Source organism: Stenotrophomonas sp. STK17_22, assembly GCF_051983905.1.
Taxonomy (GTDB): Bacteria; Pseudomonadota; Gammaproteobacteria; order Xanthomonadales; family Xanthomonadaceae; genus Stenotrophomonas; species Stenotrophomonas maltophilia_A.
The window spans coordinates 5,050,233-5,062,738 of record NZ_CP197010.1; the positions used below are offsets into that span (position 1 = coordinate 5,050,233).

At 67.3% G+C, this 12,506-nt stretch carries 10 protein-coding genes; 5 read left to right on the forward strand and 5 right to left on the reverse strand.

Annotation, left to right across the window (positions count from 1 at the left end; translation table 11 throughout):
- The first annotated feature begins 25 nt into the window (after positions 1–25).
- Positions 26–1,246: an RtcB family protein gene (locus ACSYS9_RS23485; protein ID WP_071228569.1), complete on the forward strand. Its 1,221-nt coding sequence runs from the start codon at positions 26–28 to the stop codon at positions 1,244–1,246.
- Between the two features lie 164 nt (positions 1,247–1,410).
- Here ACSYS9_RS23485 and ACSYS9_RS23490 read toward each other — a convergent pair whose 3' ends face one another.
- Positions 1,411–2,316: an NAD(P)/FAD-dependent oxidoreductase gene (locus tag ACSYS9_RS23490; RefSeq protein WP_071228570.1), complete on the reverse strand. Its 906-nt coding sequence runs from the start codon at positions 2,314–2,316 to the stop codon at positions 1,411–1,413.
- The gene (locus ACSYS9_RS23495) at positions 2,306–2,761 is read right to left on the reverse strand and encodes an Rrf2 family transcriptional regulator (RefSeq protein ID WP_071228571.1); all 456 of its coding nucleotides are present in this window, start codon (positions 2,759–2,761) and stop codon (positions 2,306–2,308) included. The genes ACSYS9_RS23490 and ACSYS9_RS23495 overlap by 11 nt, the downstream gene beginning before the upstream one ends.
- A gap of 183 nt (positions 2,762–2,944) precedes the next feature.
- On the opposite strand from ACSYS9_RS23495, the gene ACSYS9_RS23500 reads away from it, so the two are divergent.
- Entirely contained in the window at positions 2,945–5,065 is a 2,121-nt protein-coding gene (locus ACSYS9_RS23500; RefSeq protein ID WP_440568665.1) for a methyl-accepting chemotaxis protein, read from the forward strand.
- Positions 5,066–5,138: 73 nt separating this feature from the next.
- Here the strand turns inward: ACSYS9_RS23500 and ACSYS9_RS23505 are convergent, their stop codons facing one another.
- Positions 5,139–6,041: a LysR family transcriptional regulator gene (locus ACSYS9_RS23505; RefSeq protein WP_071228573.1), complete on the reverse strand. Its 903-nt coding sequence runs from the start codon at positions 6,039–6,041 to the stop codon at positions 5,139–5,141.
- A 107-nt stretch (positions 6,042–6,148) separates the two neighbouring features.
- Here ACSYS9_RS23505 and ACSYS9_RS23510 point away from each other — a divergent pair, with 107 nt between their 5' ends.
- A complete protein-coding gene (locus ACSYS9_RS23510) occupies positions 6,149–7,363 on the forward strand; it encodes an MFS transporter (protein WP_071228574.1) in 1,215 nt (404 codons plus the stop codon).
- Between the two features lie 87 nt (positions 7,364–7,450).
- Positions 7,451–8,260 (forward strand): 2,5-didehydrogluconate reductase DkgB, encoded by an 810-nt coding sequence (dkgB, locus tag ACSYS9_RS23515; protein ID WP_071228575.1) that lies wholly within the window; start codon positions 7,451–7,453, stop codon positions 8,258–8,260.
- Positions 8,261–8,373: 113 nt separating this feature from the next.
- Here the strand turns inward: dkgB and ACSYS9_RS23520 are convergent, their stop codons facing one another.
- Positions 8,374–9,081 (reverse strand): alpha/beta fold hydrolase, encoded by a 708-nt coding sequence (locus ACSYS9_RS23520; RefSeq protein ID WP_071228576.1) that lies wholly within the window; start codon positions 9,079–9,081, stop codon positions 8,374–8,376.
- A 139-nt stretch (positions 9,082–9,220) separates the two neighbouring features.
- On the opposite strand from ACSYS9_RS23520, the gene ACSYS9_RS23525 reads away from it, so the two are divergent.
- Positions 9,221–9,601, forward strand: a complete 381-nt coding sequence (locus ACSYS9_RS23525; protein ID WP_071228577.1) for a YbjQ family protein — start codon at positions 9,221–9,223, stop codon at positions 9,599–9,601.
- 63 nt (positions 9,602–9,664) lie between these two features.
- Here the strand turns inward: ACSYS9_RS23525 and ACSYS9_RS23530 are convergent, their stop codons facing one another.
- Positions 9,665–12,385 carry a bifunctional acetate--CoA ligase family protein/GNAT family N-acetyltransferase gene (locus ACSYS9_RS23530; protein ID WP_071228578.1) on the reverse strand — a complete coding sequence of 907 codons (2,721 nt, stop codon included), beginning with the start codon at positions 12,383–12,385 and terminating at the stop codon, positions 9,665–9,667.
- Positions 12,386–12,506 lie beyond the last annotated feature (121 nt).

Here is a 12,506-nt window from a genome sequence, read left to right on the forward strand (position 1 = left end):
GCCCATCAAGGACAAACACGAAGACATGGACACTCAACACAACTATCAATGGCTGCACGCCGAGGGCACCACGCCGATCAAGGGCTGGGTCAACGGTGTGCCGCTGGAAGCGCAGGCGCATGAGCAGCTGCGCAACATCGCCGCGATCCCGTTCGTCGGGCCGTGGGTGGCCGTGATGCCGGACGTGCACCTGGGCAAGGGCGCGACCGTGGGCTCGGTGATCCCGACCCGCGGTGCGATCATCCCGGCGGCGGTCGGCGTCGACATCGGCTGCGGCATGGCCGCCGTGCGCACCACGCTGCGTGCCAACGACCTGCCCGATGACCTGCGGCAGCTGCGCAACAGCATCGAGCGCAGCATCCCGGTCGGCAACGGACGCGGCGGCGAGCACCACCGCATGCCCGACAGCATCCACACGCGGCTGGTGCAGTCCGGGCTGGCCGCCGGTCTGGAGAACATCAAGGACAAGCACCGCAGAATCCGCACCGACAAGCTCGACCGCCAGCTGGGTACGCTGGGCGGCGGCAACCACTTCATCGAACTGTGCCTGGACGAGACGGACACGGTGTGGGTGATGCTGCACAGCGGATCGCGCGGCACCGGCAACCTGATCGGCACCTACTTCATCGAGAAGGCGCGCGAGGAACTGGCCCGGCGCGTGCTCGGCTTCCACCTGCCGGACAAGGACCTGGCGTTCTTCATGGAGGGCGAGCCGCTGTTCGATGACTACGTTGAAGCGGTGTCGTGGGCGCAGGACTACGCCCGGCAGAACCGCGAGGCAATGATGTCGCGGGTGCTGGCCGAGATGCGCCACCGGCTGCCGAAGTTCCAGCTGGCAGCGATGGCGGTGAACTGCCACCACAACTACGTGCAGAAGGAGACACACCACGGCCAGGAACTGCTGGTGACGCGCAAGGGCGCGGTCAGCGCGCGCGATGGCGAGCTGGGCATCATTCCCGGCAGCATGGGCACGCGCAGCTACATCGTGCGTGGCAAGGGCAACGCGGACAGCTTCCACAGCTGCAGCCATGGTGCCGGCCGGGTGATGAGCCGTGGCACCGCGCGCCAGCAGATCACGCTGGCCCAGCATCGCGAAGCAACCGCGCACGTGGAATGCCGCAAGGACAGCGGCGTGCTGGACGAGTCACCGGCCGCGTACAAGTCGATCGACGACGTGATGGCGGCGCAGCTCGACCTGGTCGACGTGGTGCACACGCTGCGGCAGGTGCTGTGCGTGAAGGGATGATGGAACGGTGCCGGCCTCGGCCGGCACCTGCTCGACGGGCACGGGCGACTGGATGCCCGGGATCCGTAGCGTCGAGCTTGCTCGACTGCTCTTCCACGCCATGCGTGGATGAAACGGCGCCGACCAAGGTCGGCATCTACCAGAGCAGCACGTCGCGTCGGGGGTCAGCGCGGCACGCTGTCCTCGGCCACCAGCGCATGATGCACGCCGATGCCCGCACGCACGCCCTCGGCGGTGGCCAGGGTGATATTGCCGACCGTGGTCGCATCGCCAGCGGCGTACACGTTCGGCACCGAGGTCTGCTTCATCATGTCGACCTCGATCAGCACCCCCAGCGGGCTCTCGACCAATGTGCACCCCAGCTGCTGCACCAGCGGCGTGGCCATCGTCTGGGTAGCCGGCACGAACAACGCCCGCTGTGCGATACGGCGGCCGTCGGCCAGCTCCACTTCCAGCCAGGTCGGCTGGTCGCCCTGCACACCCAGCACGGGTGACGTCTCGATCTGCACGCCACGCTGCTGCATCGCGGCGCGTTCCTCATCGGTGATCTCCAGACCCATGCTGAAGAACGTGACATTGCCCCAGTCGGCGAACAGCGGCGCCTTGCTGGCGGACATCGGATGGCCGCCGAGCAGGCCGATGGCACCACCACCGACTTCATAGCCGTGGCAGTAGGGGCAGTGCAGCACGGTGCTGCCCCAGCGCTCGGCCAGTCCGGGCAGTTCCGGCAGCTGGTCGGCGATGCCGCTGGCCAGCAGCAGCTTGCGCGCGGCCAGCACCTGGCCATCGGCGGTACGCACTTCCACGCCTTCGGCGGTGGTGCGGGCGTGCTCCACTTCGGCATGCACCCAACGCACCGTGGGGTAGTCCAGCAGCTGCTGACGCGCGGTCTTCAGCAGCTCGGCGCCACTGATGCCATCCAGCCCCAGCACCCCGTGCGAATGACTGGCGAAGCGATTGCGCGGTGAACCGGCATCGATGACGGTGACCGGGCGACGGGCACGGGCCAGGATCAGGCCGGCGGCAATGCCGGCGTAGCTGCCGCCGACGATGAGCACATCAGGATTCATGGTGACCTTCCAGGGAACGGTGATGGGCAAGATGGCGGGCGAAGTCGGCGCCGAGCTGGTCCAGCGTGGTCGCCTGCAGGCGCTGCTCAAGCAGCCGCTGCGCCTCGCGCGCGCCTTCGAGCAGGGCGCTGTTGACCAGCTGCTGGATCGGGCAGCCACCGCCGGAATCGCGAGCGCCGACCTGGACCAGCGGCGGTGCTCCCACCGCCAGATAGATGTCATGCAGGGTGATCGCCGCGGCATCGCGTGCCAGCAGGCTGCCGCCGCCGTGACCACGGGTGCTGCGCACCAGGCCGGCCTTGTGCAGCTGTGCCAGCAGACGACGGATCACCACCGGATGGGTCGGCAGGCAGGACGCCAGCTGTTCGGACGTGCGCGGGGCGGTATGGCCGACCAAGTGCGCCATCACGTGCAGGGCGTCGGAAAGCGGGTTCGCGGATTTCATGTAACGACAATAGTTACATTTAATTCCTCTGTCGAGGGTCTGCTTTCGTTCCATATGGACACATCTGTCCTATGAAACATCTCCTTCACATCACTAAACGAAACGCGAATGTGATCAACATCCCACTTCAGGGCGTGCGCAGCGGGTCGATACCGCAGTGCCCCTTCCCGAGAGTTCTTCCCCATGAATGCGTCTGTCCGTGCTCCGCGCCTGCAGTCCAAGCTGCTCGGCGCGGTTTCTGTTGGTCTGGCTGTGGTCCTGCTGTGCGCTCTGGCCGGCCTGGCCTCCGCCTGGTTGAAGTTGTCCACCGAGGTTCCACCCGAAGTCGCGCACAGCCGCGATGCCGAACGCCTGCAGCGCGAGTTCCGCGGTCAGGTGCAGGAATGGAAGAACGTGCTGCTGCGCGGCCACGACGACGCGTTGCGCCAACGCCACCTGGACGCCTTCGACAGCGAGGGCCGTCTGGTCGAGCAGCTGGCCAAGGGCCTGGTCAGCAGCCCGGATGCACGCACGCGCGAACTGGCGCAGGCCTTCATCGGCCTGCATGCGCAGCTGCAGCAGGACTATCACGCGGCGCTGCAGGCGTTCGCCGAGGCCAGCTACGATCCCGCCGCCGGCGACAACCTCGTGCGCGGCAAGGACCGCCCGGTGGCAACCGCGCTGGATGCGTTGAGTACGCACGCCACGCAGGTGGCCGAAGCGGCGGTAGCGGTCCGTTCGCAGCAGGCGCGGCAGACGCTGCTGCTGTGCGCGGCGCTGACCGTGCTGGCCGCCGTGCTGCTGCTGATGGGCCTGGGATGGTGGCTGCGGCGTGCGGTGGTGCAGCCGGTGCTGGCGGTGGAAGCCGCTGCGCGTGCAGTGGCCGCCGGTGATCTGCAGCATGTTGTGCAGGTGCGCAGCCGCGATGAGATCGGTCGCCTCGCGCAGGCCATGCAGGCCGTGCAGTCCACGCTGCGCGGTGTGCTCGATGCACAGGCCACGATGGCACAAGCGCATGAAGCCGGCACCATCAGCCACCGCATGGATGCCAGTGCCTTCCCCGGTGCATTCGGCACGATGGTGGCCGACAGCAACGCGCTGGTCGATGCGCACATCCAGGTGAAGCTGCGCGCGATTGCGATCATGGGCCGTTACGCCATCGGTGACCTCAGCCAGGACATGGAGCGGCTGCCGGGCGAGAAGGCCGTGATCACCGACGCACTGGATACCGCCAAGGCCAATCTGGGCACGATCAATGGCGAGATCCGCCGCCTGGCCGAAGCCGCTGCCATGGGTGACTTCGGCCAGCGTGGCGACAGCGCGCGCTTCGAGCATGACTTCCGCGCGATGGTCGACGGCTTGAACCGATTGATGCAGACGACCGAACTGAACCTCGGCGAGGTCTCCAGCATGCTGCGCGCGATTGCCGATGGCCGCCTCGGCGCGCGCATGCATGGCGATTTCCAGGGCGTATTCGCACGCATCGCCGGTGATGCCAACACCACCGCCGCACAGCTGGCGACCATCGTCACCGACATCAAGCACGCCTCCGGCAACATCCACACTGCGGCTGCAGAGATCGCCGCCGGCAACAATGATCTGTCGCGCCGCACCGAACAGCAGGCCGCCAACCTGGAAGAGTCGGCGGCGTCGATGGAGGAACTGACCTCCACCGTGCGCCAGAACGCCGAACATGCGCGCCAGGCCAACCAGCTGGCGATCGGCGCGCACACGGTCGCCTCCCACGGCGGCAGCGTGGTCGGCCAGGTGGTGGCAACGATGGGTGCGATCGAGACCTCGTCGCGGCAGATCGCCGAGATCATCAGCGTGATCGATGGCATCGCATTCCAGACCAACATCCTGGCGCTGAATGCCGCGGTGGAAGCAGCACGCGCCGGAGAACAGGGCCGCGGCTTCGCGGTGGTCGCCAGTGAAGTGCGCACACTGGCGCAGCGCTCGGCGGCGGCCGCGAAGGAGATCAAGTCACTGATCGAAGCCTCGGTGGAACAGGTCGGCCATGGCGCGCAGCGCGTGCGCGAGGCCGGCGACACCATGGCCGAGATCGTGGCATCGGTGCAGCGCGTGACCGACATCATGGCCGAGATCTCCGCGGCCTCGCAGGAGCAGAGCGCGGGCATCGAACAGGTCAGCCAGACCGTGATCCAGATGGACGGCACCACCCAGCAGAACGCCGCGCTGGTGGAGGAGGCCAGCGCCGCCGCGCGCAGCCTGGAGCAGCAGGCGAACCGGTTGATCGATGCAGTGGACGTGTTCGATCTGTCGACCACGGCGGCGGTGAAGGGCGGGCTGGCGCGCGCGGCCTGAGTGATCCGGTTGCCGGCCAGCGGCCGGCACTACCCGTGCGATGAGCGGTAGTGCCGGCCGCTGGCCGGCAACCTCAGCGCACGTAATCGCTCTGCGCCATCGCGTCGGCCAGGTAATCCACGAACGAGCTGATCCGCGACGACACGGCGGTGTTGCGGTAGTACACCGCATGGATCGGCTGGTACACATCCAGCGTCTGCGCCGCCAGCACCTGCACCAGGGTGCCGGCGCTGCGGTCGCGATCGGTGACGAAGTCAGACAGGCAGGTGATGCCCACACCTTCCACCGCCAGCCGGCGCAGCGTCTCGCCACTGGATACGGCAATATCCGGGCGCACCAGCAGCAGCCCATCCGACTCTCCGGGCAGCGGCCAACGGTTGAGTGATTCCGGCTCGTTGAAGCTGAGCAGCGTGTGCTGGCCCAGTGCGGCGACGCTGGCCGGTTCGCCGTGCCTGGCCAGGTAGGCCGGGCTGGCCACCAGCCGCAGCTGGCAGCGGCCCAGCAGCCGCGCATGCAGGGTGGAGTCGGCCAGCGGGCCGATCCGGATCGCCAGATCGGTGCGCCGTTCGAGCAGGTCGATGTAGCGGTCGGAACTGTTCAACTCCAGCTGCACTTCCGGGTAACGCGCGCGATAGCCGGCCACCAGCGGCGCGATCACGTGCAGCACGAACGGCATCGCCGCATCCACGCGCAGGCGCCCCGCCGGGCGTTCGCGGCGCGCCGCCATCTGTTCCTCGGCCGATTCCACCGCATCGATGATCGCGCGCGCATGGCGCAGGAACACCTCGCCCTCGGCAGTCAGGTGCAGGCGGCGGGTGGTGCGGGTCAGCAGGGTGATCCCCAGCTTGTCCTCCAGCCGCCCCAGCGCGCGGCTCACGCCCGAGGGCGTCTGCCCCAGCTGCTCAGCGGCGGCACTGATCGAGCCGCTGTCGATCACCGAAAGGAACGCCTGCATTTCATCGAGAGTGGTCTTCATACCCCTATTATTGACTGCACGGCAATAGTGATTGGCGTGAAGGCCGGTTTTTCGGCAAAGGTCGGCAGCGCAGACTGCGCAGCCTCTTCCTCCTGCTGGACCCTGTCATGACCCGTGGCATTCCCCTCGCCCTGCTGGCGTTGACCCTCGGTGCCTTTGCCATCGGCACCACCGAATTCGTCATCGTCGGCCTGATCCCGACCATCGCCGGCGACCTGCAGGTCAGCCTGCCCTCGGCCGGCCTGCTGGTCTCGCTGTACGCGCTGGGTGTGGCCATCGGTGCGCCGGTGCTGACTGCGCTGACCGGACGCGTACCGCGCAAGCAACTGCTGGTGGCGCTGATGGTGTTGTTCACGCTCGGCAATGTCGTCGCCTGGATGGCACCCGGCTATACCTCGCTGATCATCGCCCGCATCCTCACCGGCCTGGCGCACGGCGTGTTCTTCTCGATCGGCGCGATCATCGCCACCGCCGTGGTGCCGAAGGAGAAGGCAGCCAGCGCGATCGCCATCATGTTCACCGGCCTGACCGTGGCGCTGGTGACCGGCGTGCCGCTGGGCACCTTCATCGGCCAGCATCTGGGCTGGCGGGCGACCTTCCTGGCGGTGGCCGGCCTCGGCGTGGTCGCCCTGATCGGCGCGCTGCTGTTCGTTCCGCGCAACCTGCCGCAGAGTGCGCCGGCCAGCCTCCGCCAGCAGCTGGCCGTGCTCGGCCAGCCACGCCTGCTGCTGGTCTATGCGATGACCGTGCTGGGCTACGGTGGCACCTTCCTGGCCTTCACCTACCTGGCGCCGATCCTGCAGGACGTCACCGGCCTGCCGGCCAACGCCGTGAGCCTGGTGCTGCTGGTGTACGGCGTGTCGGTGGCGATCGGCAACCTGTGGGGCGGGCGCATGGCCGACCGCTTGGGTCCGGTGCCCGCGCTGAAGCGCATCTTCGGACTGCTGGCATTGGTGCTGTTCGTGCTCACGTTCACTGCCTACAACACCTGGTTGATGCTGCTGACGGTGCTGGCGCTGGGTGCGGTGGCATTCGGCAACGTGCCCGGCCTGCAGGTCTACGTGGTCAAGCAGGCGCAGCGCTATGCACCGCAGGCCACCGACGTGGCATCGGGCCTGAACATTGCCGCGTTCAACGTCGGCATCGCCATGGGCGCCTCGCTGGGTGGCCTGGTGGTGGAGCACATCGGCCTGATGCATACCCCATGGCTGGGCGCGCTGGTGGTCGTACTGGCCTACGCGCTGACCGTGCTCAGTGGCCGCCTCGACCGCCGCGATGGCGTCGACCACCGCGCCGACGGCATTGCCGCCACCGCGCATTGATCCATGCAATGCACCGTTGCCGGCATGCATACGGTGCCTGTCCTACCCTCTTCCCTCTGCTACTCCCTTCCCCCGTTGGAGCTTCCCATGACTGTCCCCGCTTTCGGTCTCGGCACCTTCCGCCTCAAAGACCAGACCGTGATCGACTCGGTGCGCAATGCGCTGGAGGTCGGCTACCGCGCCATCGATACCGCGCAGATCTACGGCAACGAAGCCGAGGTCGGCCAGGCCATCGCCGAGTCGGGCGTGCCGCGTGATGATCTGTACCTGACCACCAAGGTGTGGATCACCGAGTTCAAGCGCGATGCGCTGCTGGCCAGCCTGCGCATCAGCCTGGAGAAGCTGCGCACCGACCGCGTCGACCTGGCGCTGATCCACTGGCCGTCGCCGAATGACAAGGTCGACGTGCCGATGGAGGAATATCTGCCGGCACTGGCCGAGGCCAAGGCGCAGGGGCTGACCCGCGAGATCGGCATCTCCAACTTCACCATCGCGCAGACCCGCAAGGCGATCGAGATCCTCGGCGCCGAAGCCATCGCCACCAACCAGATCGAGATCCACCCGTACCTGCAGAACCGCCTGCTGGTGAAGTTCCTGCAGGACAACGGCATCCACATCACCGCCTACATGAGCCTGGCTTATGGCGAAGTGCTGAAGGACCCGGTGATCCAGGCCATTGCCGGCCGCCACCAGGCCACTCCGGCACAGGTTGCGCTGGCGTGGGCGCTGCAGCAGGGCTTCTCGGTCATTCCGTCGTCGACCAAGCGCGAGAACCTGGCAGCCAATCTGGAAGCAGCGGCCGTGCGCCTGACCGACGAAGACATGGCGCAGATCGCCAAGCTGGATCGCGGCCATCGCCTCGCGAATCCGGAAGGGATTGCCCCGGCCTGGGATTGATCCCAACTGGGGTTACGTATCGGAATCGTAGGTGCCGACCTTGGTCGGCACTGGCCTCTGGTCAGTCGATGACACATCGTGCCGACCAAGGTCGGCACCTACCAAAGGCAGAGCTATCCCTCGCCTTGCAGCAACCACCCACGCATCGCCGCACTGACCTCGTCCGGCTTTTCCATCGGTGCCAGGTGCCCGCAATCGGGCACCACCACCAGCTGCGAGTGCGGCACCAGGGCGTGCATCTCCTCGCTCACCGCCAGCGGCGTGATGCGGTCGTTCACACCGCAGACGATCAGCAGCGGATCGCGGTAGCCGGCCAGCACGTCATGGCCGTCGCGGCGCTCCAGCGCGCTCTGGCGCAGGAACACTTCGGCGCCCAACCGCGCGGTCATGTCGCGCACACGCTGCACCAGCACGTAGTCGTCCAGCCGAGAAGCATCGATGTAGCTGCGCATCAGCACGTCACCGAAGCCGTGGAATTTTCCCGGCAAGCGCACGCTGGCACGTTGGCTGCGGCGCTGCTCGGCACGTTCCGGCGAATCGGCATGGATCGAGGTATCGATCAGCGCCAGCTGCAGCACACGTTCCGGCGCGATGCGCAGGATCTGCTGGGCGACGAAACCGCCCAGCGAGAAACCGGCCAGCGCAAAGCGCTCCGGCGCCTGCGCCAGCACGTCTTCGGCCACGCCCTGCAGGGTTTCGCCGCGGGTCTGGTCGCCCACCGTGCAATCGGCGATGTCGGCCAGGTCAGCCAACTGTGAGCGCCACAGCTCGGCGTCGTTGAGCAGGCCGGGCAGCAGCAACAGGGGGATACGGTTGGTCATGGGGGTATTGTCGCGCCATCACGGTGACGGAGCCATGCCGCAACGGGCGGTTGCGTTGTAGAGTCGAGCCATGCTCGACTGCGCCACAGCCAGTCGAGCATGGCTCGACTCTACAGAAAGCGACGACACGGACGCGACCATGGCAGACCCCTACAACAGCGGCTCCCCTTCCCCGCCCGCGCTGCGCTTCGACGATGCGCTGGTCACCACCGCCTTCGAGCTGCCCGGCCACCGTGTCGTGCGCAATCTGGGTGTGGTCCGCGGCATCACCGTGCGCTCGCGCTCGATCGTCGGCAACTTTCTGGGCGGCATCCAGACGATCTTCGGCGGCAACATCACCATCTACACCGAACTGTGCGAGCAGGCCCGCGAGGAAACCTACCGCGACATGGTCAAGCACGCGCGCCAGCTCGGTGCCAACGCCATCATCGGCATGCGCTACGACGCCACCGATGTGATGACCGGGCTGACCGAGGTGCTGTGCTATGGCACGGCGGTGGTGGTGGAGCCCCTCCGCTAACCTGGCCGTAGAGTCGAGCTTGCTCGACTGCTTCCCGATGGCGACAGTCGAGCAAGCTCGACTCTACAAGTCCGGTGCCGGCACCTCGACCTGCTGCACCGGCAGGGTCACCATCATCACCGTCGGATCGTCTGGATCCAGCCTGGTCTTGAAGCCCAGGCTCTGGCACATCGCCAGCATGGTGCTGTTCTCGCGCAGCACCTGGCCTTCGACCACGTCCAGGCCCAGCCACTTGGCGTACTCGATCATGATCGCCATCAACCGCCAGCCGATGCCGTGGCCCTTCAGGTCCGAACGGATCAGGATGCCGTACTCGCCACGGTGGTAATCGGCATCGGCGTGCAGGCGCACCGCACCCAGCATTTCGCCGCTGCGCGGTTCGATCGCCACCAGCGCGATCGAGCGTGCGTAATCGAGCTGGGTCAGGCGCGCGATGAACTCGTGGCTGAAGTGCTTCACCGACTGGAAGAAACGCAGGCGCAGATCCTCGTCACTGACGCGGGCGAAGAACGCACGGAACAGTGCGTCGTCCTCCGGCCGCACCGGGCGCACGAAGGCACGGCCGCCATCGGACAGCTCGATGGTGCGCTCCCACTCCTTCGGGTACGGGAACACCGAGAAACGCGGATGGCCGCGGCCCTTGTGCAGGATGCGCGACGGCGCCACCGCTACGCGGGCATCGAGGGCGAGGATGCCCTTGCCGTCGACCAGCAGCGGGTTGATGTCCAGCGTGCGCACCTCGGGGATATCGGCAGCCAGTTGTGCCAGCTTCACCAGCGCCAGCGCCAGTGCGCGCTCGTCAGCCGCCGGCACGTCACCGTAAGCCTTGAGGATGCGCGAGGCGCGGGTCTGGCCGATCAGCTCATGGGCCAGGCGCAGGTCCAGCGGCGGCAGCGCCAGTGCCTTGTCGTTGATCACTTCGACGGCAGTGCCGCCGCGACCGACCACGATCACCGGACCGAACGTCGCGTCATCGGCGATGCCGACGATCAGTTCGCGCGCCTTCGGGCGGACGATGGTCGGCTGTACCAGCAGGCCATCGATGCGTGCATCCGGCCGCAGCTGGCGTGCGCGCGACAGGATCGCGTTGGCCGCGCTCTGCACCGCCGGCAGCGTGGACAGGTTGAGGCGCACGCCATCCACTTCCGACTTGTGCGGAATATCCGGCGAGAGAACCTTCAGTGCGACCGTGGCACCGCGCTCCAGCAGCGGCTGCGCCAGGTCCATCGCCTCGTGCGCATCGCGCGCATGCATCACCGGCGCGGACGGAATGCCATAGGCCTTGAGCAGTTCATGCGTGGCCAGCGGGTCCAGCCACTGCTGGCCGTTGGCCAGGGCGGCATCGACCAGTGCGCGCGCGGCGGCCGTGTCGACACTGAAATCCTGCGGCAGGCTGGGCGGCGTTTCCATCAACGCGTTCTGCGCTTCGCGGTAGCGCACCAGATGCTGGAAGCCACGTACGGCTTCGGCCTCGGTCGGGTAGGTCGGGACGCGTGCCGCGTTGAGCGTGGCCGTGGCCTGGTCGTCGTTGCCCAGCCACACCGCGAAGACCGGCTTGTCGCGGTGATGGCGCGGGCGCAGGCCCAGTGTGCGGGTGAGCGCCTGCGCCGCGTCCGCCGATGAGGTGAACGCGGTCGGCACATTGACCACCATTACCGCGTCATTCTCGTTGTCGGCCAGCAGCGCTTCGATGGCTGCGGCATAGCGGTCACCATCGGCGTCAACCACGATGTCCACCGGATTGCTGCGCGACCAGCCCTGCGGCAGCACCGCGTCGAGTTTCTCGATGGTGCTGTCGGACAGGTTGGCCAGCGTGCCACGCAATGCGATCAGCTGGTCCACCGCAAGGCGACCCACGCCACCACCGTTGCTGAGGATGGCCAGGCGGCGACCGGGGAACGTCCCCAACCGACCCAGCGATTCGGCGGCGGTGAACAGCTCGTCCAGCGCCCCCACGCGCAGCAGGCCGGCGCGGTTGAAGGCCGCGCCGTAGACGTCGTCGGCGCAGGCCAGGGCCTGCACATGGGTATCGCGGCTGCCCGGCTGCACGCGCTCGGCGCGGCCGGACTTCACCACCACCACCGGCTTGGCGCGGGCGGCGGCACGCGCGGCCGACATGAACTTGCGCGCGTCCTTGATCTGCTCGACGTAGAGCAGGATGGCGCGGGTACGGTAGTCGGTGGCGAAGTAATCGAGCAGGTCGCCGAAGTCGACGTCCATCGTGTCGCCCAGCGAGACCACGGCGGAGAAGCCGACCGAGCGCGCCACACCCCATTCCACCAGCGCCGCCGCAATCGCCGAGGATTCGGAGATCAGGGCGAGGTCGCCGGCCTGCGGGAAGTGCGCGGCGATGCTGGCATTGAGCCGCGCATGCGGTGCGATCACACCCAGGCAGTGCGGGCCCAGGATGCGCAGGCCATGCTTGCGCGCCACCGTTTCCACCTGTTCCGACAACGAGCCCGGGCCTTCGCCCAGGTGCGCGGTGAGGATGATCGCGGCCTGCACGCCGCGTTCGGCGGCGGTACGCACTACCTGCGGCACGATCGCCGCCGGTGCGGTGATGACGACCAGGTCCGGTACCCAGTCCAGATCCTTCAACCGCTTGATCGTGCGGATGCCATCGATCTCGGCATGCCGCGGGTTGATCCAGGCCACCTTGCCGGGGAAGCCAGTGCCACGCAGGTTGCGCATCACCGCGCGCCCGGCCGAACGCTCACGTGGACTGCCGCCGATCACCGCGACCGACTGCGGACGAAACACGGACTGCAGGTGGTAGGTACTCATGCGCCTACGGTACCCAAAAAAGGGGACGGAGGGGATTAAGTCGTTTGTGCCTCATGTGCCTTGAACGACTTAATCCCCTCCGTCCCCTTTTTGTTCTGCGTGCCGACCAAGGTCGGCACCT